This is a genomic window from Streptomyces sp. NPDC048352 (assembly GCF_040651895.1).
In the GTDB taxonomy this organism is placed as follows: domain Bacteria; phylum Actinomycetota; class Actinomycetes; order Streptomycetales; family Streptomycetaceae; genus Streptomyces.
On the sequence record NZ_JBEZKZ010000003.1, the window covers coordinates 64,562 to 84,985 of the forward strand.

The 20,424-nt window shown below is 72.8% G+C and carries 37 protein-coding genes; 5 read left to right on the plus strand and 32 right to left on the minus strand.

The window, feature by feature from the left end:
• Positions 1-57: 57 nt before the first annotated feature.
• From AB0D45_RS02665 to AB0D45_RS02680, 4 genes are read right to left on the minus strand one after another with little or no spacing between them, the layout of a single operon-like run.
• Complete coding sequence (locus tag AB0D45_RS02665) at positions 58-258, minus strand: hypothetical protein (RefSeq protein WP_362454965.1); 201 nt, start codon at positions 256-258, stop codon at positions 58-60.
• Complete coding sequence (locus tag AB0D45_RS02670) at positions 258-407, minus strand: hypothetical protein (RefSeq protein WP_362454966.1); 150 nt, start codon at positions 405-407, stop codon at positions 258-260. The genes AB0D45_RS02665 and AB0D45_RS02670 overlap by 1 nt, the downstream gene beginning before the upstream one ends.
• Positions 407-814 carry a hypothetical protein gene (locus AB0D45_RS02675; protein ID WP_362454967.1) on the minus strand — a complete coding sequence of 136 codons (408 nt, stop codon included), beginning with the start codon at positions 812-814 and terminating at the stop codon, positions 407-409. The genes AB0D45_RS02670 and AB0D45_RS02675 overlap by 1 nt, the downstream gene beginning before the upstream one ends.
• Positions 811-1,110: a hypothetical protein gene (locus AB0D45_RS02680; RefSeq protein ID WP_362454968.1), complete on the minus strand. Its 300-nt coding sequence runs from the start codon at positions 1,108-1,110 to the stop codon at positions 811-813. Before AB0D45_RS02680 ends, AB0D45_RS02675 begins: the two co-directional genes overlap by 4 nt.
• 157 nt (positions 1,111-1,267) lie before the next feature.
• Between AB0D45_RS02680 and AB0D45_RS02685 the strand changes: the two genes are divergently transcribed.
• The 5 genes from AB0D45_RS02685 to AB0D45_RS02705 all read left to right on the plus strand — a co-directional run bounded on the left by AB0D45_RS02685 (position 1,268) and on the right by AB0D45_RS02705 (position 5,671).
• Positions 1,268-1,591 (plus strand): hypothetical protein, encoded by a 324-nt coding sequence (locus tag AB0D45_RS02685; protein WP_362454969.1) that lies wholly within the window; start codon positions 1,268-1,270, stop codon positions 1,589-1,591.
• A gap of 488 nt (positions 1,592-2,079) precedes the next feature.
• Positions 2,080-2,295 (plus strand): hypothetical protein, encoded by a 216-nt coding sequence (locus AB0D45_RS02690; protein ID WP_362454970.1) that lies wholly within the window; start codon positions 2,080-2,082, stop codon positions 2,293-2,295.
• Positions 2,296-2,478: 183 nt separating this feature from the next.
• On the plus strand, positions 2,479-3,660 hold the full coding sequence (locus AB0D45_RS02695; protein WP_362454971.1) for a hypothetical protein: 1,182 nt from the start codon (positions 2,479-2,481) through the stop codon (positions 3,658-3,660).
• Positions 3,657-4,556, plus strand: coding sequence for a lactate dehydrogenase (locus AB0D45_RS02700; RefSeq protein WP_362454972.1), 900 nt, complete (start codon positions 3,657-3,659; stop codon positions 4,554-4,556). Before AB0D45_RS02695 ends, AB0D45_RS02700 begins: the two co-directional genes overlap by 4 nt.
• A complete protein-coding gene (locus AB0D45_RS02705; RefSeq protein ID WP_362454973.1) occupies positions 4,553-5,671 on the plus strand; it encodes a hypothetical protein in 1,119 nt (372 codons plus the stop codon). Before AB0D45_RS02700 ends, AB0D45_RS02705 begins: the two co-directional genes overlap by 4 nt.
• 144 nt (positions 5,672-5,815) lie before the next feature.
• Here the strand turns inward: AB0D45_RS02705 and AB0D45_RS02710 are convergent, their stop codons facing one another.
• The 28 genes from AB0D45_RS02710 to AB0D45_RS02845 all read right to left on the minus strand — a co-directional run bounded on the left by AB0D45_RS02710 (position 5,816) and on the right by AB0D45_RS02845 (position 20,342).
• On the minus strand, positions 5,816-6,397 hold the full coding sequence (locus tag AB0D45_RS02710; protein WP_362454974.1) for a hypothetical protein: 582 nt from the start codon (positions 6,395-6,397) through the stop codon (positions 5,816-5,818).
• Entirely contained in the window at positions 6,394-6,963 is a 570-nt protein-coding gene (locus tag AB0D45_RS02715) for a hypothetical protein (protein ID WP_362454975.1), read from the minus strand. The genes AB0D45_RS02710 and AB0D45_RS02715 overlap by 4 nt, the downstream gene beginning before the upstream one ends.
• A gap of 2 nt (positions 6,964-6,965) precedes the next feature.
• On the minus strand, positions 6,966-7,334 hold the full coding sequence (locus AB0D45_RS02720; RefSeq protein ID WP_362454976.1) for a hypothetical protein: 369 nt from the start codon (positions 7,332-7,334) through the stop codon (positions 6,966-6,968).
• Positions 7,331-7,825, minus strand: coding sequence for a hypothetical protein (locus AB0D45_RS02725; RefSeq protein WP_362454977.1), 495 nt, complete (start codon positions 7,823-7,825; stop codon positions 7,331-7,333). Before AB0D45_RS02725 ends, AB0D45_RS02720 begins: the two co-directional genes overlap by 4 nt.
• A gap of 16 nt (positions 7,826-7,841) precedes the next feature.
• The gene (locus AB0D45_RS02730) at positions 7,842-7,997 is read right to left on the minus strand and encodes a hypothetical protein (protein ID WP_362454978.1); all 156 of its coding nucleotides are present in this window, start codon (positions 7,995-7,997) and stop codon (positions 7,842-7,844) included.
• Complete coding sequence (locus AB0D45_RS02735) at positions 7,994-8,431, minus strand: hypothetical protein (protein WP_362454979.1); 438 nt, start codon at positions 8,429-8,431, stop codon at positions 7,994-7,996. Before AB0D45_RS02735 ends, AB0D45_RS02730 begins: the two co-directional genes overlap by 4 nt.
• A gap of 27 nt (positions 8,432-8,458) precedes the next feature.
• Entirely contained in the window at positions 8,459-9,343 is an 885-nt protein-coding gene (locus AB0D45_RS02740; protein WP_362454980.1) for a hypothetical protein, read from the minus strand.
• Positions 9,343-9,807 carry a hypothetical protein gene (locus AB0D45_RS02745; RefSeq protein WP_362454981.1) on the minus strand — a complete coding sequence of 155 codons (465 nt, stop codon included), beginning with the start codon at positions 9,805-9,807 and terminating at the stop codon, positions 9,343-9,345. The genes AB0D45_RS02740 and AB0D45_RS02745 overlap by 1 nt, the downstream gene beginning before the upstream one ends.
• A complete protein-coding gene (locus tag AB0D45_RS02750; RefSeq protein WP_362454982.1) occupies positions 9,804-10,817 on the minus strand; it encodes a helix-turn-helix domain-containing protein in 1,014 nt (337 codons plus the stop codon). The genes AB0D45_RS02745 and AB0D45_RS02750 overlap by 4 nt, the downstream gene beginning before the upstream one ends.
• Before the next feature lie 156 nt (positions 10,818-10,973).
• Positions 10,974-11,447 (minus strand): hypothetical protein, encoded by a 474-nt coding sequence (locus AB0D45_RS02755; protein WP_362454983.1) that lies wholly within the window; start codon positions 11,445-11,447, stop codon positions 10,974-10,976.
• Positions 11,448-11,554: 107 nt separating this feature from the next.
• Positions 11,555-11,767: a helix-turn-helix domain-containing protein gene (locus AB0D45_RS02760; protein ID WP_362454984.1), complete on the minus strand. Its 213-nt coding sequence runs from the start codon at positions 11,765-11,767 to the stop codon at positions 11,555-11,557.
• A 2-nt stretch (positions 11,768-11,769) separates the two neighbouring features.
• Positions 11,770-12,198, minus strand: coding sequence for a hypothetical protein (locus AB0D45_RS02765; RefSeq protein ID WP_362454985.1), 429 nt, complete (start codon positions 12,196-12,198; stop codon positions 11,770-11,772).
• Positions 12,195-12,374, minus strand: a complete 180-nt coding sequence (locus AB0D45_RS02770; protein ID WP_362454986.1) for a hypothetical protein — start codon at positions 12,372-12,374, stop codon at positions 12,195-12,197. The genes AB0D45_RS02765 and AB0D45_RS02770 overlap by 4 nt, the downstream gene beginning before the upstream one ends.
• Positions 12,374-12,691, minus strand: coding sequence for a hypothetical protein (locus tag AB0D45_RS02775; RefSeq protein WP_362454987.1), 318 nt, complete (start codon positions 12,689-12,691; stop codon positions 12,374-12,376). Before AB0D45_RS02775 ends, AB0D45_RS02770 begins: the two co-directional genes overlap by 1 nt.
• A gap of 28 nt (positions 12,692-12,719) precedes the next feature.
• Positions 12,720-12,950 carry a hypothetical protein gene (locus AB0D45_RS02780; protein WP_362454988.1) on the minus strand — a complete coding sequence of 77 codons (231 nt, stop codon included), beginning with the start codon at positions 12,948-12,950 and terminating at the stop codon, positions 12,720-12,722.
• Positions 12,919-13,287 (minus strand): WhiB family transcriptional regulator, encoded by a 369-nt coding sequence (locus AB0D45_RS02785; protein WP_362454989.1) that lies wholly within the window; start codon positions 13,285-13,287, stop codon positions 12,919-12,921. Before AB0D45_RS02785 ends, AB0D45_RS02780 begins: the two co-directional genes overlap by 32 nt.
• The gene (locus AB0D45_RS02790; protein WP_362454990.1) at positions 13,287-13,607 is read right to left on the minus strand and encodes a hypothetical protein; all 321 of its coding nucleotides are present in this window, start codon (positions 13,605-13,607) and stop codon (positions 13,287-13,289) included. Before AB0D45_RS02790 ends, AB0D45_RS02785 begins: the two co-directional genes overlap by 1 nt.
• The gene (locus AB0D45_RS02795; protein WP_362454991.1) at positions 13,594-14,274 is read right to left on the minus strand and encodes a helix-turn-helix domain-containing protein; all 681 of its coding nucleotides are present in this window, start codon (positions 14,272-14,274) and stop codon (positions 13,594-13,596) included. The genes AB0D45_RS02790 and AB0D45_RS02795 overlap by 14 nt, the downstream gene beginning before the upstream one ends.
• On the minus strand, positions 14,271-14,846 hold the full coding sequence (locus AB0D45_RS02800; RefSeq protein ID WP_362454992.1) for a RusA family crossover junction endodeoxyribonuclease: 576 nt from the start codon (positions 14,844-14,846) through the stop codon (positions 14,271-14,273). Before AB0D45_RS02800 ends, AB0D45_RS02795 begins: the two co-directional genes overlap by 4 nt.
• The gene (locus AB0D45_RS02805) at positions 14,846-15,610 is read right to left on the minus strand and encodes a hypothetical protein (RefSeq protein WP_362454993.1); all 765 of its coding nucleotides are present in this window, start codon (positions 15,608-15,610) and stop codon (positions 14,846-14,848) included. The genes AB0D45_RS02800 and AB0D45_RS02805 overlap by 1 nt, the downstream gene beginning before the upstream one ends.
• 2 nt (positions 15,611-15,612) lie before the next feature.
• Complete coding sequence (locus tag AB0D45_RS02810; protein ID WP_362454994.1) at positions 15,613-15,870, minus strand: hypothetical protein; 258 nt, start codon at positions 15,868-15,870, stop codon at positions 15,613-15,615.
• A complete protein-coding gene (locus tag AB0D45_RS02815) occupies positions 15,863-16,168 on the minus strand; it encodes a hypothetical protein (RefSeq protein WP_362454995.1) in 306 nt (101 codons plus the stop codon). The genes AB0D45_RS02810 and AB0D45_RS02815 overlap by 8 nt, the downstream gene beginning before the upstream one ends.
• The gene (locus AB0D45_RS02820) at positions 16,165-16,890 is read right to left on the minus strand and encodes an exonuclease domain-containing protein (protein ID WP_362454996.1); all 726 of its coding nucleotides are present in this window, start codon (positions 16,888-16,890) and stop codon (positions 16,165-16,167) included. Before AB0D45_RS02820 ends, AB0D45_RS02815 begins: the two co-directional genes overlap by 4 nt.
• A gap of 97 nt (positions 16,891-16,987) precedes the next feature.
• Positions 16,988-17,968 (minus strand): recombinase RecT, encoded by a 981-nt coding sequence (locus tag AB0D45_RS02825; RefSeq protein ID WP_362454997.1) that lies wholly within the window; start codon positions 17,966-17,968, stop codon positions 16,988-16,990.
• A 1-nt stretch (position 17,969) separates the two neighbouring features.
• Complete coding sequence (locus tag AB0D45_RS02830; protein WP_362454998.1) at positions 17,970-19,034, minus strand: lambda-exonuclease family protein; 1,065 nt, start codon at positions 19,032-19,034, stop codon at positions 17,970-17,972.
• Positions 19,031-19,831 (minus strand): hypothetical protein, encoded by an 801-nt coding sequence (locus AB0D45_RS02835; RefSeq protein ID WP_362454999.1) that lies wholly within the window; start codon positions 19,829-19,831, stop codon positions 19,031-19,033. Before AB0D45_RS02835 ends, AB0D45_RS02830 begins: the two co-directional genes overlap by 4 nt.
• On the minus strand, positions 19,831-20,031 hold the full coding sequence (locus tag AB0D45_RS02840; RefSeq protein WP_362455000.1) for a hypothetical protein: 201 nt from the start codon (positions 20,029-20,031) through the stop codon (positions 19,831-19,833). The genes AB0D45_RS02835 and AB0D45_RS02840 overlap by 1 nt, the downstream gene beginning before the upstream one ends.
• Positions 20,028-20,342 carry a hypothetical protein gene (locus tag AB0D45_RS02845; protein WP_362455001.1) on the minus strand — a complete coding sequence of 105 codons (315 nt, stop codon included), beginning with the start codon at positions 20,340-20,342 and terminating at the stop codon, positions 20,028-20,030. The genes AB0D45_RS02840 and AB0D45_RS02845 overlap by 4 nt, the downstream gene beginning before the upstream one ends.
• Between the last annotated feature and the right edge of the window lie 82 nt (positions 20,343-20,424).

Sequence of the window (20,424 nt, forward strand, 5' to 3'; positions counted from 1 at the left end):
AGAGCCGGGCCCACACGAGGTGGGCCCGGCCGGTCAAGGGCGGGGGCGAGGAGGTGGTTACCGGCGTCCGCGTGTGCGTTCGCGCTGCCGGTCGGCGTCCTCCCACGCCTGGCCCTGCTGGGCCGCCTCCCGGACCCCCCGGGCGCGGTGCTGGTGCTGCCGCACCCGGGCGGCCCGGTCGGAGGCGGATTCACGGCCCGCGTACTTCGTGGCCGCGAGCTTTCGGTCATTGCCGATCAGACGGTCGAGGAGGCCCATCAGCGGCCACCCCTGTCGGCTCCGGCTGACTGCGCGCCGCTCTGGCGCGCGGTCTGGGTGGCGGCGGCGACGTTGGCCTGGTCGCGCTGCGGGGCCGCGTTGCGGTAGGCGTCGCGGGCCTCGGCGAGGAGCTTGGCTGCGTTGCTCATCAGCGCGTCCCCCGTCCCCGGCAGTCGGCGCAGGTCTTCCACTGCTTGCGGGTCACGCCGCCGGACGAGGTGTCGACGGTCTTGCCGCCCTGGCCCTGGCAGGTGCCGCACTGGCGGGCGGCGGCCGGCGCCACGGTCACGAGCGCGACCCCGGCGTCGGTCCACCCGCCGCAGTTCGAGCACACAAGCTGCTGCCCGTCGCGGCGCATCCTCCGCCCGCAGCACGTCGGGCCCGTGGACTGTGCCGGGCCGGGCTGCTTAGGGATCTTCACCGGCACCGGCACCGGCACCGGCTCCGTGCGCGGAGCGGGGATACCGGGGATGCGGGGAATGGCCCGGTCGTTGTCGCCGTCGGGCCACTCGTGGCCGGCGGCCAGAGGCGCGCGCTCCAGGAGGGTGGTCATCATGCCTGCCCCCCGTTCGCGGCCAGGACCTCGCGCAGCAGCTCGGCGTACGCGCCGCGCGCGGTCCCCTCGGTCAGCTCCGGCACCAGGTCCATGGCGGCCTGGGAGATCGCCTGCCCCTTGCCGTTGTAGCTGCGGTCCGCGAGGAGGTATGCCTCCGCCCCGACGCACACGAGGAGGTTGGTGCGCTCCAGGACGTCGGTCGGGTTCGTGGCCGTGAGGTGGTCCGCGACGGCGAGCACAACGCTCCGCGCCGCCTCCTGGACGTCCTCCGGCTTCCGATCAGTAATCTGGGCCATGCGTCAGCTCCATCTGACGTGGCCCCCGGTCGGCGTTTCCTAGGCCCCGACCGGGGGCCGACTTGTACGTGCGACCCCGGTAGCTGAGTCGCTTCCGCTAGCGTATGGAACTCCATACACTGGCGCAAGCGACCCGCCCGGATTGAGGGGCATGGGTGTGACAGAGGAGCCCACGGAGGAGGTGCGGCGGGTGCTAGACGCGCTTGATCAAGTCGAGGCGATGGAGGACCCCGTAGCCCGCGCGCGAGCGGTGAACGAGCTGCTCAAAGATCAACCGAACCGGAACAAGCGACTCAAGGCGTTGCGTGACGACACCGTGCGCCGCCTCCGCGCCGATGGCATGTCCTACCGGAAGATCGCGGCCGAGGTGCATACCTCCCTCGGGACCGTCCAGGACATCCTGCGTGGCCATACCGGCACCTGGTCGAGTCGGCCACGCAAGGGGGAGGGCGAGGCCGACGACGAGGGGGGCGGCGAGTAGTTCACCGGCGTGGCCGGGCGCCGTGGACGTCCGCCCGGCCGTTATCGCGCGATCGCGCTGAACCTCATGAAGACGGCCCCCTTACCCGCAGCGCGCGGGAGGGGGCCGTCGTCGTCCGGACGCCGCCGGACTGTCAGGCGGGGGCGGTCTTCTTCGCCCGGAGAGCTTCGACCCGCGCGCGGCAGGTGGGGCAGAGGGGGTTCCCGCCGACTCCGTAACGCTGGATGGTCTGGTGGCACTTCGCGCAAGGGCCGGCCTGACTGGAGGCGTAGATCGGCGGCGGGGATGGGATGGGTCTGCTCATGATCGGTCCTGTCGTGGAGGCGGTGGACGGACACCGCCCTACAAGAATAGAACCCGCGTTCCTATTGCTGCGGAGGCGCGCAGAACGGCCCCCTTCCCGCAGAGGGAGAGGGCCGCTGCGCGTCTGGACAGTGTCCGGACGTTGTCCGGATGCGCCTGGCCGAGACTGAGCGGAGGGTGGGGGTATGTCTGGGAGCCTGCCTGTGATCGTGCACCCGCCGAGCCCGACCGGCGGGCGCCGGGTGCGTGTGGACGGCCAGATCCTGGGGCTCGCGTTCAATCTGGCGGACCTGGTTGAGTTCTTGCGGCGGGCCGGCCTGGAAGGGCTGGACGAGGTCGCCGTTGCCCGGTCGGAACTGATCGAGTGGCGAGGCGGCGGCCCGGAGCACTGGCCGTCATGAGCCGGGGCGGGTGGGGCGTGGGAGTCGAGCACGTGAACGCCCATAGGAAACCTAGGGGTTAGACCGCTTCGCCGGCTGGAGGGTTCAGGGGTCACATTCCGTGTCTGCGTGACCACCCGGGGGCCGAGTGCTACCGCATCCGGTGTGCCTTCCGGGCTGTCCGCTGGCCGAAGGAGGATCCCTATGGCCCTGACCGTACCCGCCCCGAGGGAACAGGGGCTCATGCCGCCCCCGGCCGAGGAGGTGCTGGCGTACGCGGCGGCCCAGACCGTGAAAGCCGCTCAAGCCCTGTGGCCTCATTCCACCGTCCAGGCCGGGCAGGCCACCCCGAGCGTCACGAGCTACGTGCAGTGCGTCCAGGTCGACGGGCGGCCGCTGTACGGGAAGCTGCCGATCCTGGGCGCCTCCCTGGTGTCGGTGCTGCGCGGAGCTCGCGGGGACTGGCCGACGGTGAAGGCTGCCCAGGCCGCCTACGCGCAGGCGCCGGACTCGTTGGTGCGGCGCGAGGCGCAGCAGCTCAAGACCTTGGCCGCGGCCGGGGTGCTGGTGCCGAGGGTCGCCGGCTGCGGCGGGGGCGTGCTGTTCACGGAGCCCGTGGCCGGCCGGTCGCTGGGTGACCTGGTGGCGCGGGACCCGCACAGCACGTCCGTGCTCCTCGGGCGCGTCATGGACCAGCTCGGCAGGGGGCTGAAGCGGCCGGGGTTCGCCGCGCGGGTGGACCGGGTGGCGATCCCGGAGCGCTCGATCGCGGAGACGTTCGGCAGGAAGTTCACGTCCGGCTGTGGCCCGTATCTGCGCAGCACCGGGCACGGTGAGTTGCTGGGCACGGTGGTGGACCGGCTGCGTGCGATGCCGCTGCGGGCGGTGCCGTACCCGCCGGTGATCTACGGCGACTTGAAGCCGGAGCACGCCGTGTTCTCGTCCGGCCACGTGGACGGGCCGATCGTGTTCCTCGACCCGGGGCTGCAACGCGGCTGGCCGGGGGCGGACGTGGCCAAGCTGGTGTCCCGTACGGTCCTCGGCCTGGTGGCCGGTGCTCCCTCGCGCGAGGACTCCCGCGCGGTGCTGAGCGGGATCACGGCGTTCACGGCCCGGCTGACGGCCGACCTGGAGACCGACGAACGGGACGCTTGGCTGCGGCGGTTCGTCCTGCTGTGGCTGATGGACACGGTCAACATCCTGACCACGTACCTGTCGGCCCCGCCCGGTCTGCCGTTGCCGGCCCTCGCCGCGGCCGTGGTCGAGCGGGCGGAGGCCGTGGTGCAGATGCTGGACCACGCCACGGTGTCCATGGCCAGCCGGGCGTCGACGCATGCCTGGTGGCGGGTGTGCCTGGATGACGCCGTGTGGGGGGTCGTCGCATGAGCGGGGTCGGCGTGATCGGTGCCGGGGCCGTGGGCCAATCCCTCGGCGCACTGCTGCTCACCACCAGGTGGTGCCAGGAGGTGGTCATCACCTCCGGCAGCGGGGGCTCCGCGGCCGGACTGGTCGCGGACCTGGAGGACATGGGGCAGGTGACGGGCTCCCCCGTACGGGTGGTCCACGGCGACCTCGAACGGATGCGGTCTTGTGACGCGGTCGTGGTATGCCCCCGGGCCCAGTTCACCAACCGGGCCACCAGCGACATCCGCATGGCCGGGCTCACCGCGAACGGCCCCCTCATCGCGGCCTTGGGCCGGGCGCTCGCCGGCTACCGGGGCGTCGTGGTCGTGGTGACCAACCCGGTGGACGTCATGAGCCGACTGTTCGCCGCCGTGTCCGGCTGTGACCGGGTGTTCGGTGTCGGCTCCAACACCGACACGGCCCGATATCGCCTCATCTTGGCCCGGTTGCTGACGGTGTCCCCGTCGGCGGTCGCCGGGCACGTGATCGGGGAGCACGGCACCCATGCGGTGATCTGTGCCTCCTCGACCACGGTCAACGGCCGGCCCGTGCCCGTGCCGGTGCAAGCCGTCCGCGACGAGCTCGCGGCCCGTCCCGGCCGGATCAACGCGGGGATCGGCCGCACCAGGTGCGGCCCGGCCGGCGCGACGCTGGCCGCCCTGGAACACACCCTCGGGCACACGGACGGGGTGATCGAGCTGTCCACCTCCTGGAGGACCGGGTGGCTCGGAATCCCGTTGCGGTTCACCGCCGGCCGCCCCACCGTGTGCATCCCGCCCCTCGACCCCGGTGAGACCCGGCAGCTCGACGCCGCAGAGGTCAAGATCCGGTCCGCGTACGACCAGCTCCACCAGACGATCAAGGAGAGGACCGCATGACCGACATGTTCGCCACCCGCATCACGCCCGCCGAGGGGTACGCCGTCACGGTCACCAGCCGGGCAGAGTCCGTCACGGACTGGGCCGTGCGGTACTTCGGCTCGTGGTGGAACGCGGAGCGCGTGGACGCGGCCGACGTCGCCGGGCCGGTCGTGGTCGCCGACGTCGACCCGGGCGAGGTGGCTGCTCTGACCGGGCGGGTCACCGGCGACCAGCACGCCGAGGTGGAGTACGCCAACGACCGGATGCTGTACGCGGTCAACGGGGACGGGGTGGTCCGGGCCGTGCAGCCGGACGCGGGGATGGCCTACCGGTGGGAGCCCGGCCTGCGCCGGATGACGGTCCTGGGCGCGGACGAGACCGCCGTGGCCACGGCCGCGGCCCGGCTCGCGCGGGAGATGGTGCGCGGGCAGCTCCTCCACGACGGGTGGCAGATCCTGCACTCCTCGGCCGTGACCCGGCCGGACGGGAGCGCGGTCCTGTCCCTGGGCGACAAGGGGGCCGGGAAGACCACCGTCGGGTTCCTCCTCGCGCGGGCCGGGTGGGGGCTGCTCGCCAACGACCGGGTGTTCGTACGCGTCGAGGACGGGGCGGTGCGCATCCTGCCGTGGCCGTCGGCGGCCGCGATCGGGTTCGGCCTGCTGGACGCCATGGGGCTGTACGACATCCTTCGGGACCGGCTGCGGGATGGGGAGCAGATGCACCCCACCCAGCACCAGCGGGTCACTGACGCACTGCTCGCGGACCAGCGGAAGCCGCTGTGGAAGTCGTCCGGGAAGGAGCTCAAGCCGCAGTTCTTCCCCGACCAGCTCGACACGATGCTGGGCATGAGGTTGGCCCGGGAGGGCCGGGCTGCCGCGCTGTTGTTCCCCCGGATCACGGCCGGCGCCGTCCCGGCCGTGTCCGACGAGGACCGGACCGTCGAGGACCGGGACTTCTTCAACGCCAAGACCGAGGACCGGTACCCGGACGTGTTCCGGCTGCTGCCGACCGGCCGCCCGGCCGCCGGCCTCGCCGGCGTCCTGGCCAACCTGCCGCACCAGTCGCTCGTCCTGGGACACGACACGGCCGCGAACACGGCGCTGCTGGAGGCGGTGACGGACAGGCTGCTGTGATCCCTACGGTGTGACGCGCGTGACCCCCCGCAGTCGGCTGCGGGGGGTCACGTGTGTTCAGGGGCCGGACGGGGGTGTGCCCCCGCCCTGGGCTCGGAGGGCGGGGGCACGGGGGCGCTGTCCCACAGTGCGCGAGCGTAGCCGTCAGAGGTGATCAGGTGGAGGGTCGATGGCGGCCGGCTCCTCGGGACGGGGCGCGGTCTCCCGGGCGATGATGCCCAGGGCCTCCGCGACGGCGTCGCCCACCAGGTGACGAGGCACGCGGGCGCGGTACTGGATCCGGACGCCATGTCCGGTGTCCTCGGTGTCCGTGTCCTCACCTGTCCGGACACTGTCCGTGCTGGTGGGCAGGGGGCCGCAGTCCACGGTCTCCCCGGCGAGGACAGGTGTCCGGACGATGCCGCCGGACGCGGGGACGGTGTCCGTGGACGTGTCCGGACCGGTGTCCGGGGGCGGGGCGGTGAGCTGGTCCAGGGCGGCGAGCGCTCGGCGCCGGAGGAGCGAGGGGGTGCCGGTGTCGCAGCAGGCTTCCCGCCCCCAGGAGTAGTGATCCGGGTCCAGGCGCTCGCCGTGGTACCGGCAGCGCTCGGGGAGCTGTTCCAGGGCGCGGCGGATGTGAGGGTCCGCGTACGAGAGGCGTTCGGCCAGGGCCTCGGCGGCCTCCAGCCGGGCATACAGATCGTCCAGGTCGTCGGTGGTCATGTCGTCCAGGCGAACGCGCTTCATGCCGCTGCTCCGTCCTCGGCGTCGGCCGCGGCGGGCTCCTCGTCGGGCACGTGGTTGCGGTAGACGACGAGGTTGCCCAGGAGCTGCCGGGCCATGTGCTCGGCGCACTCCGGGGAGAGGTCCAGGGCCCACCCGTCGTGGGCCTCCTGCAGCGCACGGGCGAGGGTGGGGACGTCGATGAGGCGCGGATCGCCGGCGGGCGGGTTCAGTGCCTCGTCCCAGACGTAGTCACAGCTCCAGCACTGGCGCTCCAAGCGCTCCCCTCGGCGGGAGCGGCCGAAGGGGCCGTGTTCGTCGGTGCCGTGCTCGCCCTCGGCCCGGTAGCGGGTGATGGCCTGGTCGTGGGAGCACTTCGCGCACAGGGTGTCCGGGCCGCTGTACGGCGGCAGCTCGGTACCGGCGGGCGCGGCCGGAGCGGGACGGTGGCCGATCTGGGCGAGAGCGGCAGCGGCCAGGGCTGCGCAGTGGGCGGCCGGGTCGGCGACGATGCCGTCCTCGACGCGCTGGTGCCATTCGGTCAGCAGGGCCTCGGTGACGTGGTGGAGAACGGTGTCGGTGGGGCTCATGGTCAACTCTCCTCTTCTTGTCGGTGGTTGGTGGCGTGGGTCTGCTGCGGGCAAGTGGGGTCGTGGTCGGTGCCGAGGGTGGTCCACCACCGTTCGCAGCGGCAGGCGCCGGCGAGCTCGGCGCGCAGGACCGCCTCCAGGTCGCTGGGGTAGGTGCGCGGGCGAGAGCGCCGGGCACGGACGGCCGCGGCCTGGCGGGTGGTGGCGTGCCGCCACTCCCTGCCGGCCGCGACGGCGAGGGCCGTAGCGGTGGCGTAGAACGCGGCGGCCTGGACGGGCGCCTGGTGCTGGAGGCAGACGGCCGAGACGTACGCGAGCCAGACGAACGCCACCAGGTAGACGGCCAGGAGCGCGCGGGACAGGCGGGTCACCGGCCGGGCCCCCGTTCCACGACCAGGTGCTGGGCGGTGGCTCCCAGTTCGGCGGCGTGCCGGGCCAGCAGCTCGGCGGCGTTCTGCCGGGCGTCACGTGTGCGCAGGCCGCCCTCCTCATAGATCTCGGTGAGCTCCTGGAGGACGGACCTGTCCGGACCGTCGTGGAACGCGGGCACGTAGGGGGTCCACTGGTCGACGACCACGGGCCGGCGAATGACCTGGACGGCCTGGACGGTGTCCCCGTGCCAGCCGTGGCCGTCAGGCGCCGGGCCGGTCTCGTGGTCGCCGGCGTCGATCGGAGCCTCGTACTCAACCGCGTACGTCCGCTCGTCGTCGGCGAGGACGACCGCGCGGCGCTTCTGCGTGTACTTGAGCGTCGCGATCGGCTCGTCGGCCAGCAGCGTCTCGGACCACCGGACGTCCTCGGGGCTGTCCGGGGGGACGCCCAGGGCGGCGAGTTCGTCGCGGGTGAAGTCTCGTGTGGGCACAGCGTTGCCTTTCGGGTCAGTCGTCGGCGAGAAGGAAGGTGGCCAGGCCGAGCCAGGTGAGGACGGCGGCGATCGCACCGACGACGACGGCGGGCGTGGTGTCGGCGGTGAGGGCGTAGGTGAAGCCTCCGGAGATGCCTCCCAGGAGGAGCCCCACGGTGAAGCGGTTCACGGGCTTTGCCTTTCGGGTCCGTCGGTGGGGTCGGTGGCCAGGGTGTGGACGGCGGCGAGCGCGAGGTGCTGGCCCTCCGGGCACATGTCCGGCAGCCGGGCGGCCGGGGCGCACGTGGTGCACCCGTCGCGGATGTGGTCGTTGGCGGTCTGGAACGCGCCGATCGCGGCCTCGAGGAGCGAGGGTGCGGCGCCGGCCGGGAGGGCAGGGCGCGGGATGCCGTGCACGATGTGGGCGCGGGCGCGGGCTTCCACCTGGGCGTGGGTGGGGCGGGCCCACTGGTGCCAGCTCGCGGCGTCGCTCCAGCGCAGCCCGTGGGTCTCGTGCGGGGTGCCGCACCAGCGGCAGCCGTCCAGCTCGGGCGGGGATCCGTCCGGGTACCGGATGAATCCGCGGCGCAGTCCGGTCGCCTCGTCGCGCGTGATCAGGGACATGCGGGTCTCCAGGGGTGGGCGGTCGGGTCAGGTGGTGCGGGCACGGTGGGCGCGTTTCTGGTCGCGCTTGCAGACGCCGCAGTAGGGGGCGCCGTCCGGTTCCAGGCGGCCGTGGGCGGCCTGGTCGTGGCCGTAGCGGCAGACCTTGGGGCGTTCGGGTGCGCCGGTGATGGCGCGCAGTTGCTCCCGTACGCGCAGGCGGCCGGGCTCGTCGTCCACGTGGGCCGGGGCGACGCAGTGCCGGAACTCGCACTCCGCGCGGACCTGTCCGACCGGCGGGCGGCCGGTGCGCTTCGTGAATGCGATTCCGGCCGGGCTCACGGACTTCTCGCGGAAGCGCATGACCGGGGTGCCGCTGCCGCCGGCCCGCTCCCCGAGCCACTCCAGGTGTCCGCCCTCGACCTGGCGGACGAGGCCGGCCCACTTCTCCTCGGCGCTGCTGTGCTTCGGCGGCATGTACGTGATGCCTGCCTCGCCCCGGATGCGGCGGATGGCGGCCCGGTCGACTTTGAGCTCCAGGGCGATCTGGTTGTTGCTCATGTGTCGCAGTAGGGCGCGGATCTCGGCGTCCCTCGGGTGTGGCCGGGAGGGGCGAGGCTGGGTGGCCCGGCCGAACCCGCCTTCGTGGCGGATCCGGGCGACGGTGCCGACATCTGCGCCGGTCCGGCGCCGGATCTCCGCGTCGTTGTAACCCTCGTTCAGCAGGGCCAGGATCTCCTGGTGCTTTGGGTGCTGGGGGCGGCGGTAGGCGTTGCGGGGCACGGCCGGGATGCCGGCCTCCTCGCGGATGCGGGCGACCGCGCGGGGCCCGACGGACAGGCGTCGGCTGATCTCGGTGTTGGGCAGGCCCTGCTCCAGCAGGGCGCGGATCTGCTGCTCCTGGGGGTGGGGCTCGACACGACGTCCGGGCATCAGGGGGCCTCCGTCTCGGTGGCGGCCTGGCGCGCGGCGAGGGCGGCCGGGCGGGCGTTGGGGGGGTACTTGTGGGTGCCGCGGCCGGCGGCGGCCTGGGCGCGGGCGACGGCGCGGGCGCCGTGCTGGTGTACGGCCTCGGTCTCGCCGTGCTCGGCGAGGGTGCGGGCGACGGCGCCGAGGTCACGGTCGACGGCTTCGGCCTGGAGGCGGGCGAGGTGACGGCGGCGGCGGCACAGGAGGCACAGGCCGTCCGTCGGGTCGACCGGGCCGTTGGGGTGGGCCGTGCACCCGGTGGCCGGGGCGGGCCGGTGGGCGTTGGCGAGCAGGCGGCGCGCTTCCTCGACGGCCTGGGACACGATGGCCAGTTGCTCCGGGGTGGCCTCCGCCGGCGAAAGGCGTTCGCCGTAGCTGCCGAGGGTGCGCAGCACGGTCACCAGGGAGGGCAGCGGGGTGCGGTTCATCGGCCTACCGCCTCGGCGTGCTGGGCCCACTGGCAGTCAGGGCAGCGGTCGGTCGGCTTGTGCGCCCGGTGCTCCCGCCCGCACTGGCACAGCCTCAGCGGGGCGCCGGGGTCCTGTGCGGGGATCTTGAACGGCTGCGTGCCTGCCTGCGGGGCTGCGGTGCCTCCGGTGGGACCCGAGGGCATCGGTGTCAGGAAGGCCCCTTGCACCGGCGCCTGGGGATCTTGCTGGGCCCCCTCGGCCTCCTTCTGGTGACCGTGGCAAAGCCCGCCGTTCGCGGCGCGGATCAGCCGGACCCCGCACCCCGGGTGAGCGCAGCTCCCCCACGGCTTGCCCTCCTCCGGGGAACCCTGCTCGTCGCCGCCTCGCGCACCCGCGTCCTGTGGCTGAGGTACTACAGCAACCGTGTCGTGGTGGGTGTCTGGGTCCCTACCGTAGGTAGGGGGGTAATGGTCCCCCCCGGCGGGAACGGGTTCCGGAACCCGGTGCGGAACGGTGTCCGTACCCGTTCCAGAACGGTTTCCGGATTCTTCGGAATCCCCGGCGGGAACGGGTTCCGGAACCCCTGTGGAGGACGGGTTCCGGGAACCGTTCCGCGACGGGTTCCGCTGCTCCTCGATCTCCTGCACCTTCTGCGCCTTCTTGCGGCGGGCCTGGCGGGTGTCGGTGTAGAGGTGCAGGTGGGCGTCCCACGCCAGGCGGCCGGGGGGCAGCATCAGTTGGAAGATGGACGACCTGTTGGGGCGGCGCCGGCGAACCAACAGCCCCACGGCGACGAGGACCTTCACGGCCCGGGTCACGGTCTCGTCGGTGCAACCGGCCAGGGCTGCCAGGGTCTCGTTCGAGGGGAAGGCGCTTGATCCGTCGGCGTCCGCGTACGTCGCGATCCACACGCCGACTCTGGCGCACTTCGCGACCTCGGCACGCCCCGTGCGCAGTACCTCGTCACGCAGGCGATTGATCCATGCGTTACGGACGGTCTGCACGCGGTCGGTGCTCGTGCTGGCCATGCGCGCTCTCTTCGTCGTTGCTGGTCAGGGCAGTCGAGTGCGGTCGGGGCGACGTCCACACGCCCCACCCAACTCGTTGCCTAATGTTGCACTCCTATGTTGCATGGTCAAGTTGCAACACTAGGATGGGTTACGGGCCGTCTCCCCGCCACCCCGTCACTGACCGGCCCCAGGAACGATCCGCAGCCGCTCACGCCTCGCGGCGTCCTCCAGCGCGCCCCACCGGCGCAGCAGCGTCCGCCGCTGCCTGTCGGTCAGGCGCACGGCCCTGGACACCACCGAGACCACAACCGCCCCCTGCGCGCACCAGGTGGGGAACAGGTCCTCCGTCGACTCCTCGACCGCCCCCAACGGCTCGACCACGTACAGGTCCCCGAGCCACCACTTGGAGGCGTAGAACCGGGCGTACTCCCGGTCCGTGGTGATGTAGATGCGGTCCGGCCGCTCCGTGAGCGGGTCCACGTTGCCCAGGCCGGGCACAATCGGCTGCTCGCCGGCGGCTTTCGCCGCGCAGATCGGGCAGCCGTCTACGGTGTTGGGCCGGTGCGGGGCGAGCAGGTCACCAGGGTTGAGGCCGGGCACGCCGCCGTGGAAGTACCGCACGGCATCCGGCTGCTGGGGTGAGGTCATGAGGAGACTCCGCGTGTGGGACGAGGAACTCCCCGGGCACACGACCGCGCCCGGGGACGAGGAAGAAGGGGTGTCCGGACACCGGCGGGACAGGTGTCCGGACAGGGTCAGCGGGAGCCGCCGCGACCGCGCAGCTTGACCTGGGCCTCCAGCAGCAGGGTGCGCGCGGTGCCGTACGACAGGTCCGACCCGGAGGCCAGGGCCCGGATCGAGGACCCGGCGTCGTATCCCTCGGCGAGTTCGCGGGCGACCCGGGCCCGGTCCTCGCCCCGCAGTCGGGGCCGGTAGCTGGTGGCCAGACGGGCGGTAGTGCTGGACATGGTCAAGTCCTCTCGGTGCAAGGGTTGGTGAGCCCGGCCCGCAGCAGGCCGGACACGAGGGCAAGCAGGGCGCACACGAACTCCGTGAGCACCAGGGGGTCGCCGGCCTCGGCGGCGGCGCGGAACAGGGCAACGGTCATCTCCCGGTCCCCCCGCCCGTACGCGGCCAGGAACCGGGCCGCGACCAGCCGGTGCGGATGGGCCGGCACCGAGCCCTCCGTGAGCAGCCCGCACAGGGGCCCGTCCAGAGCGGGCTCCTGCAGCGCGGTCCGTACGGCTTCGGCAGCCGCGATGCACAGGCCGTACACGTCGGCGTCGTCCCCGTCCTGGACCACGTGGTCCAGGACGGCCGCGGCCCCGTCGAATTCGCCAGCGACGAGGTGGTCCAGGAGGTCGCCCACCAGGGGCCCCAGACCGGCCGGGCCGATCACTCCTCCACCTCCCCGGTGGGCGTGGGCAGGGTCTCCAGGGCATCGCCCAGGAGGTCGGCCAGGTGCCGCCTGTACGCGGACATCTCCGGCTCCGTGGACCTCTCCGCGCACGCGATCAGGCACTCCACTGCCTCCGCGACGTCGCCGGGGCCGAGCCCGGTGAGCACCAGGGCCATCACACCCGCCCGGGTGCAGACGCGATGTCCGCCTCGGCCATGGCTGCGAGGCAGGCGGCCTCCGCGTCGACGGGCGCGAGCCGTGAAGTCTGGGCGCGAGGCTGGACACGGCGGTCCACTCCGGCCTGGGCCCACCACAACGCGAGCTCCACGGACGAGATCGCCTCGGACTCCTCGCGCGACCCGGGCACCAGCTCGTGGACCAGCAGGGCGAACTCCTGCGCCGCCGCTGCCAGTCGGGCCTTTATGGCCGTCCGCGCCTCGTCGGCCGCCGGCGGCGCGAAGCGGGTGCGGATCTCTTTGTCGGTGATCGCCACGAGGGCTCCGTTCTCGGGGTGGTGCTGGTCAGGTCAGTCGTTCGTTCTCGTAGGCCGCGGCCATGTCCTGGTGCTGCTGCGTCAGGGCGGCCTCAGCGCACGTCTTGTGCGCGGCCCTGCGCTGGGAGTCCCGGAGTTGGGTGAGCTCCCCGCAGTACCGGCAGGGGCGGGCCTGCTGGCTCCAGTGCCGGGAGTCCGTCCAGTCCAGGAGCCCGGCGGGCGGGGGGTCAGGCTGCTGCCGGGGCCGGCGCCTGGGCATCGGCCGCCTCCTTCGCCGCGGCCTCCTCCTTGAAGCGGGCGGCGGCGTGCTCGGCGGCCCGGCGCAGGATCTCCGCCCGCTCGTGCTCGTCCAGGCCGCCCCAGACGCCGAACGGCTCGCGCCGTTCCAGGGCCTCGATCTGGCAGCGCCCGGACACCGGGCAGGTGCGGCAGATCTCTTTGGCCATGGCCGTCATCGCGATGACGTCGGCCTCGCTGCCCTCCGGGAAGAACACCGTGGGGTCCTCGTGGCGGCACGCGGCACGCCGGTCCCAGTGCGTCGGCCGCGCGACGGTGTCCGGGGCCCGGTGCGGGCCGTAGTGGGTCGGACGAGGCATCAGCGCTCTCCCTCCTCGTCGTGTCCGGACACCGCCGGACAGTGCTCGGCGGACACGTCCGGACGCGTGTCCGCGCAGATCAGCGCATCGTTCGCGGCCGGGTCCGGACCGGTGTCCGCGAGGTGGCGGACAACCTCACGGACAGCAGTCCGGACGGTTGTCCGCAGGGGAGGCCGGCCGCTGCGGTGACGGCCGGTCGGGCGCAGCCGCCACCAGGTGGCGGCCGCGAGCAGGACGGCGAGCGCTGGACCCCACACCGGCGCCGTGGTCGCCACCGTGATGAACACGTCCACGACGATCAGGAGGTCAAGGGCGGTCATTGGTCAGCCCCGCCTCATCCCGCCACCGGGTGACCGTGCGCTCCGCGATGCCGAGCCGCTCCGCGATCTCCTCCGCGCCCATGCCGGCGTCGCGAGTCATCACGACCACGGCGTACCGCTGCTCGACCTCGGTCAACTCCGGCAGCGGGTGGTCCCCCCGCGTGACCCGCTCGACTGCCACGAGGTCCACGTCCCTGTGCCACGTCGCGCAGTCCGGCGGCACCAACACCCCGCGCGGCGCCTGCCGCTGCTCCGTCGCACGCCGCTCCTCACGGAGGACGCGGTCCTCGAGGTGGGCACCTGCCACGCACCGGGGGTAGCCGCACGACGGGCCGACCTTCCCCTCCGCCTCCCGCTCGTGGTGGATCCGGAAGGCGTACCGGTACGCGGTCTCGGCCTCCAGGCCGTGCCGCAGCAGCGGGGTGCCGTGCTCGTTCGTCGGCCCAGTCCACTGGAGGTGGCCACCCTCGACGGCCACGGTCCGGGTCTCGAATGCCTCCTGCCACGTCTCGCAGGAGCGCCGGCGACCGCGCTGGTACGGCGGCACCCCGGCCGCGGCCCGGACCCGGCGCACGCGTGCCGGGCTGACGCCCAGGGTGCGGGCGACCGCGAGATTGGACCGGTCGGCGCCGTCCAGCGCGGCGGCGATGTCCTCCCTGGTGATCACTCTTCCACCGCCTTCGGCCGCTCGATGGGCCAAAGGCGCACGGTGCAGCCGGGGCCGTCGAGGACTCCGGGCACCACGCCGTGGTCGGTCGTGTAGTGCTTCCCGAGCTGCCGGTACTCCACGATCAGCGCGTCGTCCCCGTACACCCCGGCCGTCGTCAGCGCGTCCTCCGTGGACCGCACCAACTTGCTCAGGTCCGGCTTGACGTGCGGGCGCACCGGCGCCGAGGGGCGCACGAGGCCGGCGTTCCGGCCGGAGCCCATGTGCCCCTTCGGCCGGTCGAAGGTGAACACCATGTCGACCGCGAGCGGCCCGTCCAGCTTCGTAAAGCCCTTGTTCCTTGTGCGGGCCGCGACCGCCGCCCACACCACGGCCTCGCGCCACGGCTTGACCTTCGCGGACGACTCGATCATGCGGCCGCCGCCGACGTGCCGCTTACTGCCCTGGGGACCGGGCAGGCCGCGCACGACAACCACCAGCGCGGGCGCCAGCGCCTCCTCCGTCGCCTCCTCGCCCTCGGCCAGCGGGGCCGGGGGCGGTGCCTCGACCTCGAACAGGGGGAAGGTCTCCATCACGCCTCACCACCCGACGAGGCGCCGTCCACGCGCCCCTGCGGCTGGTCGGCGTCGGCCGTCTCGTCCTGTACCAGGGGGATGTCTCCGGCCGTCCAGGACGACGGCAGCGGCGGCGCCAGGGTGATGTTCGTGAGCACCAGGTCGTCGGCGTGCTCGGTGTAGCAGTTGGCCGTGGCTTCCAGGAACTTGCCCGGCAGCTCCTCGGCCTTCAGGCCGGTGGCACTGATGAGCTGGTCCAGGAGCACGGTCGCCGGCTCGGTCAGGCTCCACCCAACGACGATCACCCGCGCCGTGCGCGCGGCCACGTCGACCATCTCCACCTCCACAGGGGTGGTGAACCTCGGCTCGCGCCGGGCTGCCAGGTACGTGGCCCCGAGCTCGGTGATGACCGGGCGGGAGTCGACGAACGCGACGTAGCGGAGCAGCCCCAGCGGGGTCATCTGGTCGAGGTGCTCGGCGACCAACTCGCCAGCTGCGACGCAGCGCAGCGCCGCCTCCACGTCGACCGGCAGCGGATTGAGTTCGGCCCGCATCGTCGCGCGCATCTTCCCGGCCCGCCACGCGGCCGTGCCGCTCGTCTCCTCCGACGAGCAAGGACAGCCGGCGACAACCCTCCGGGTGTCCTCGGTGGCGGTGTGGCCGAAGCACTCCAGGATGGACGTCGCGCCCTTCTCGCACAGACGGGCCGTACAGCACTCGCAGTTGGGACAGTCCCTCTCGGCCGGGCGGACGTACTCCGGCCCGAACGTCTCGGTGATCATCGTCACTGGTCTCCAGGGGAGTTGTGCCCGCAGTACCAGCAGCTCCGGGAGCCGTCGGCGTGGACGGCGTGGGGCCGGGTGCGGCGCTCGTTGGGGCAGGGGTGGAACTCGCAGGGCTCGGCGTTTACGGGGAGGGCCAAGGCAAGGCGGCGGGCGCGGCGCCAGCTCTGTACGAGCGGGGCGACGATGTACGCCGCGGCCGCCACCAGCCCGGCACTGCACGCCGTCACGCTCACGCCGATCAGGTAGAGGTCACTCACCGGACGCACCGCCTTTCGCCGGCACCGGGGCGAGCGTCCCGGCACGGTCGACGGCCTCGCGGCACAGGTAGTCGAGCGAGCGGTGCTCAGCGCGGATCTGCCGGTCCAGGCTGAGCCGGGCGCCCTCGGAGAGGTACAGCAGGCGGGAGGTCTCCCGGAGCTGGACGCGCAGTGCCTCGGCCTCACGGCTCAATGCGGTCTTCTCGGCGCGGAGCCGCTCGTTCTCGGCCTGGCACACCTGGGCGGCGGCCTCGGCGGCAGCCACCTGCCGCGCGGCGCGTCGGGACATACGGCTCATGACCGCACCTCCGCCAGAGTGGCCGGGATCAGTGGCCAGTCCAGCCGGACGCTCGCTGCAAAGTGCTCCTTGCCGTCCGTTCTGGCGAAGTAGTCCCGCAGCCCTTCGGCCTGCTCGCGTGCCCAGTGGACTTGCTGCTCGTGGAGGTCGTCCAAGTCCACGCGCGTGAGCCACCGGTGCCGGTTGGCGAGCTTCCACGTCACGGCGCACGCCGCGACCGCGTCGGCCTGGGCCGTGTGCGCGTTGTCGAGCTGGACCACGTAGTGCCGGCACAGGTCGGTCAGGGTCCGGCCGCCCTTGCGGAACCGGTCCACCTTCTTGTCCAGGACGCGCGGGTCCAGCACGCGCGGGGCAGCTCGCTCGAACAGCGGACGCACGCCGTGGCGCCGTGCCTCCCGGTCCAGCATGGTCAGGTCGAACTGCGCGTTCATGGCGACGATAGGCACGCCAGCGTCTGCGGCCTCGGCCAGCGCTTCGGTGATCTCCGCGACCACGTCCGGGGCCGGGCGGCCCGCAGAGCGGGCGTACTCCGTCGTGATGCCGTGCACGGCGGTCGCCCCGGCGGGGATGTCGACACCCGGGTCCGCCAGCCACGACCGGCCGGTGGTGGGCTGGCCGCCGCCGTAGTGGACGACCGAGGCGGTGACGATGCGGTCGTGCTCCGGGTCGGTCCCGGAAGTCTCAAGGTCGAAGCCGCAAAAGGGCTTCCGATGCCAGCTCATGCCGTTCCTTCCGACGTGCAGAGACCGGACCGCGGGGGGCCCGCCACGGCCGGGCGACCGTGACGAGTCCCCACGGGGAAGGGGCGAGGGGCCGGTATCACCGGCGACCGCCCCGGTTCTTCTTGGGCTTGGACCGGCCCCGACCCTTGCCCTTGACGGGCAGCGGCTGGACGGCGATCAACTGGGGTGCCTCGGCGGCTCGGTGCGCTCGCTCCGCCTCCGCGACAAGCGCGGCCGTCTCCGGGTCCGGGGCGTGGAGGATCTGGAGCTGCCCGGCGTCGCCGGCGTCCTCGACGGCGCCGAGTGCGCGCAGCTCCGCCGAGGTCGGCACGACCTTCTCCAGGCGGCGGATCGCCGACTTCAACCACATGTCGTCAAAGCGGAGGTGCCAGAAGGAGTCCCGCGCGCCGGACTCCTCCGCGCGCCGGTACGCCTCGCTGTACTCGTCGCGGATCTCCTGGGCGTCCTCCCGGTTGAGCAGGACCACCTGCGACCGGCCGCCACCCTTCATCCGGCAGAACGCGTAGGCCAGTTTCGCCTCGCCGCGCTCGGCCTTCGGCAGGTCCGGCCGCGGCTTGTGCGTGAAGTCCAGCGGGTACGGGGCGGTGGGCTCGTAGCTCCACTCCTCGTTCGCGTGGATCATCAGCACGTGGACCGACTCCACCCGGCCGGACCGGTACATCAGCTCGACGTAGCCCCGGTAGGTCGGGATGAACGTGGCTACGTTCCCGGACGCGGTGATGACGGCCTGCTGACCGTCCGGGACCAAGCCGAACCGCGCACAGGTCAGCAGGGCCTGGAGCTTGGACGCCGGGGTGCACCTACTCAGCGAGGGCAGGATGGCGCGCACGGCGGCGAAGAACGGACCGGTCTCCAGGTGGGCGGGCAGGGCCTCGTTGAAGTGCTCCTCGTACCGGCGCAGCCACTCCATGACGCCCTCGGCGCCGTCTGGGTGGCCGGCGCCCTGCTCGCCCTCGCCGTCCGCCGTCCGCTCGTGCACGTCGTCCAGGGCCGGGCCGACCGGCCCGGTGCCGCGCTCGGTGGCGGCCTTCACTCGGTCCTTGAGGCTGGTCGCCATGTCACAGCTCCTTCGCGGGCACGCGCAGCACGCGCGCGCGGAACTCGGTGTAGAGGTGGGGGTGTTCGGCCTTGAGCCGGTCGACGTCCAGTTGCTCGACCACGTGGGTCAGTTCGGCGGCCAGCTCCGGGTGCGCCTCGCGGAACCGCTTTGCGGCGAAGTTGCCGTTCTGCTTCCACGTCCAGGCCACGTCGTTGCCGCACTTCGCGACCTCGGCGGCCTCGTTGACCAGCCGCATCTCGTTCTCGACCGTGGTCAGATCGGCCTCCAGGGACTCGATCTGCTTCCGGAGGTAGGCCCGCTGGGCGCGCAGTTCACGGGCGCGGTCGCGGTCGACTTCCACGATGTCCTCGGGCTTGGCGACCCACAGGCGGCCCAGCAGCTCCTTCGTGGCCTCCAGGCCGTCGGCCGGCGGCGGGAATCCCTCGACCACGTGGCGCTGGTACCAGTCGCCGCAGTGCTGGACGAGGTAGCCGATCAGCTCCTCGTCGCGCTCCAGCCGGTGGTAGCGCAGCCGGTTACCGCCGATGAGGGCTGCGACCCATGCGTAGTCCCAGCCGCCCACAGCCATGTACCAATGGGCCTGGATCGCCGGGGAGTCGGGGACGCCCTCCTCCCAGTCGTCAGCCTGGTACTCCGACCTGTTCTTGCACTCGACCGGGGCCGCGACGGCGCCCGCCTCGTCCAGCGCGTAGCGGTCGACGTTGGCCAGCATCCACGGGTGCTCGTTGTGGACGAGGGTGCCGGGCGGGGTGACGATCGGGACGTTCGCGCGGCGGGAGAAGCTGCGGGCGATGACGTCCTCCAGCTCCCGGCCGAACTCCATCGCCTCGTTGTCGGCCTCGGTGTCCCGGCCGTGCTTGGCCTCGTAGACGTGGCGCGGTCCCCGGTACTTGTCCAGGCCGAGGATCGCGGCGACGTCCGAGCCGCCGATCCCGGAGCGGCGCACCGCGTGCCACTCGTCGGCGGAGGCGGTGGCGGGGAGCAGCAGGCGAGCGGTCGGCGCATCGGGCCGACCGGCGGCCGGGGCCGAAGCCCCGGACCGCTCGGTGGTGGTGATGGTCACGGGACGTTCCTCGTGGTCGTGGAGCTCGCGGCGGAGTCGGGAATGGGCCTGGCCAGGTCACGGAGGAAACTCGCGGCGCCCTTGGCGGACATGTGGCCCCGGCGTTCCTTGAGCTCGGCGCGGATGAGCGCGGCGGCGTCACCGTGGCCGTGCTCCTCCAGGAGCAAGGCGGCCTGCTTGGCGTGCATCCCCCGGCGGCTTGCGGCGGCTGCGAGGACCAGGGCGACAGGGCCGTCCTCGGCCGGCGGTGCCGCCTGCTCCGGCGGCGCGGGGCGTGGCGGCGGGAGCTGCCGGTCGCGGGACTCCCGCAGTACGGCGACGTACATGTCCGTGTGGCCGCAGGGGTTCGTCCAGCGGTCGACGGTGTACTGGTCGCCGTCGTGGTGGAAGTGGTGAGGGCGGACGGTCTCCCAACCACGGGGACCACCACAAGCGGGGCACCGGGTAGAGATCGTCACGGTCACGACGCCGACCCCGCTGTAGCCAGGGCCGTCGCCGTCGTGGCGGATCCGGACGGTCATGCGGTCCGGGAGCGGCGGGACCGGCTCCTCACCGGCGACGTACCGCACCCAGACGGTCACCTCGTCGCCGGTCGGGATGGCGTATGCCTCGAACGCCCCCGCAGGCTGGTAGCAGACGTACTTCTCGGAGCCGGTGCGGATGAGGCGCGCGGCGGTCTTGGCGCTCATGGTGCTGGAGAAGACTCCGGCGAGGACCCAGGTACCGCGCTGGGCGCGGGCGGCCTCGGCGGCTGAATGGTGGTCGGTCGCGGCTCGGTAGGGGGAGCGCATCGCCATCACTCGCCTCCCTTCTGGCCGGGGATCGTGGAGAGCGCTGCGCGGGTCGCGAGCTGGGAGGGGTGGCGCAGGGCCGCGCAGTGGCGGCAGCCCGTGCTGTGCTCGTCCACGGGGGCGTCGGTGGCCCGGCGCTGCGCGACGATCGAGGCCACCAGGGCGAGGAAGGCCGCGGCCATGGCGGCGAGGAGGAAGGTGCTCACCGGGCACCGCCGAATGGGGCCTCGGGGTAGCTCGCCCACACGTGCACGGGGACGTCACGCCAAACGGTGGTGAGCTGAGCCAGTCCCTGACGGTCGCCGTCACGGGTGAAGCAGACGTGTGCGGCGGTGCCGCCGATGATCTGGGCAACCTCGTCCACGATCTTGCCGTCGCCGGATTCGGCGTGGCGCTCTCCCCGGAGGACGCCCAGGGGGTCGATCGACCAGGTGAGCCCGGTAACGTCCGGGTGCTCCGCAAGGAGCTGGCTCAGCGCCGTAGCGGCCTGGGCCTGGGAGTTAGAGTGTGCGGTCACGGTCCCTCGATTCACTGGTGGTTGAGGTGACTGGGTGGGCGGGGTCGTCAGGACCCGGCATGGTCCGGGCGGCCCCGTTCGC

Excerpts from the sequence above, each read along its gene's own strand:
- AB0D45_RS02695 (WP_362454971.1), top strand. The coding sequence starts at position 2,479 with ATGGCCCTGACCGTACCCGCCCCGAGGGAACAGGGGCTCATGCCGCCC.
- AB0D45_RS02690 (WP_362454970.1), top strand. The coding sequence starts at position 2,080 with ATGTCTGGGAGCCTGCCTGTGATCGTGCACCCGCCGAGCCCGACCGGC.
- AB0D45_RS02835 (WP_362454999.1), bottom strand. The coding sequence starts at position 19,831 with ATGGCGATGCGCTCCCCCTACCGAGCCGCGACCGACCACCATTCAGCC.
- AB0D45_RS02785 (WP_362454989.1), bottom strand. The coding sequence starts at position 13,287 with ATGCCTCGTCCGACCCACTACGGCCCGCACCGGGCCCCGGACACCGTC.
- AB0D45_RS02680 (WP_362454968.1), bottom strand. The coding sequence starts at position 1,110 with ATGGCCCAGATTACTGATCGGAAGCCGGAGGACGTCCAGGAGGCGGCG.
- AB0D45_RS02780 (WP_362454988.1), bottom strand. The coding sequence starts at position 12,950 with ATGCCCAGGCGCCGGCCCCGGCAGCAGCCTGACCCCCCGCCCGCCGGG.
- AB0D45_RS02675 (WP_362454967.1), bottom strand. The coding sequence starts at position 814 with ATGATGACCACCCTCCTGGAGCGCGCGCCTCTGGCCGCCGGCCACGAG.
- AB0D45_RS02805 (WP_362454993.1), bottom strand. The coding sequence starts at position 15,610 with ATGATCACCGAGACGTTCGGGCCGGAGTACGTCCGCCCGGCCGAGAGG.
- AB0D45_RS02710 (WP_362454974.1), bottom strand. The coding sequence starts at position 6,397 with ATGAAGCGCGTTCGCCTGGACGACATGACCACCGACGACCTGGACGAT.
- AB0D45_RS02825 (WP_362454997.1), bottom strand. The coding sequence starts at position 17,968 with ATGGCGACCAGCCTCAAGGACCGAGTGAAGGCCGCCACCGAGCGCGGC.
- AB0D45_RS02715 (WP_362454975.1), bottom strand. The coding sequence starts at position 6,963 with ATGAGCCCCACCGACACCGTTCTCCACCACGTCACCGAGGCCCTGCTG.
- AB0D45_RS02740 (WP_362454980.1), bottom strand. The coding sequence starts at position 9,343 with ATGCCCGGACGTCGTGTCGAGCCCCACCCCCAGGAGCAGCAGATCCGC.
- AB0D45_RS02815 (WP_362454995.1), bottom strand. The coding sequence starts at position 16,168 with ATGAGCCGTATGTCCCGACGCGCCGCGCGGCAGGTGGCTGCCGCCGAG.
- AB0D45_RS02760 (WP_362454984.1), bottom strand. The coding sequence starts at position 11,767 with ATGTCCAGCACTACCGCCCGTCTGGCCACCAGCTACCGGCCCCGACTG.
- AB0D45_RS02745 (WP_362454981.1), bottom strand. The coding sequence starts at position 9,807 with ATGAACCGCACCCCGCTGCCCTCCCTGGTGACCGTGCTGCGCACCCTC.
- AB0D45_RS02800 (WP_362454992.1), bottom strand. The coding sequence starts at position 14,846 with ATGGAGACCTTCCCCCTGTTCGAGGTCGAGGCACCGCCCCCGGCCCCG.
- AB0D45_RS02705 (WP_362454973.1), top strand. The coding sequence starts at position 4,553 with ATGACCGACATGTTCGCCACCCGCATCACGCCCGCCGAGGGGTACGCC.
- AB0D45_RS02820 (WP_362454996.1), bottom strand. The coding sequence starts at position 16,890 with ATGAGCTGGCATCGGAAGCCCTTTTGCGGCTTCGACCTTGAGACTTCC.
- AB0D45_RS02670 (WP_362454966.1), bottom strand. The coding sequence starts at position 407 with ATGAGCAACGCAGCCAAGCTCCTCGCCGAGGCCCGCGACGCCTACCGC.
- AB0D45_RS02665 (WP_362454965.1), bottom strand. The coding sequence starts at position 258 with ATGGGCCTCCTCGACCGTCTGATCGGCAATGACCGAAAGCTCGCGGCC.
- AB0D45_RS02735 (WP_362454979.1), bottom strand. The coding sequence starts at position 8,431 with ATGTCCCTGATCACGCGCGACGAGGCGACCGGACTGCGCCGCGGATTC.
- AB0D45_RS02750 (WP_362454982.1), bottom strand. The coding sequence starts at position 10,817 with ATGGCCAGCACGAGCACCGACCGCGTGCAGACCGTCCGTAACGCATGG.
- AB0D45_RS02700 (WP_362454972.1), top strand. The coding sequence starts at position 3,657 with ATGAGCGGGGTCGGCGTGATCGGTGCCGGGGCCGTGGGCCAATCCCTC.
- AB0D45_RS02755 (WP_362454983.1), bottom strand. The coding sequence starts at position 11,447 with ATGACCTCACCCCAGCAGCCGGATGCCGTGCGGTACTTCCACGGCGGC.
- AB0D45_RS02770 (WP_362454986.1), bottom strand. The coding sequence starts at position 12,374 with ATGGCCCTGGTGCTCACCGGGCTCGGCCCCGGCGACGTCGCGGAGGCA.
- AB0D45_RS02790 (WP_362454990.1), bottom strand. The coding sequence starts at position 13,607 with ATGACCGCCCTTGACCTCCTGATCGTCGTGGACGTGTTCATCACGGTG.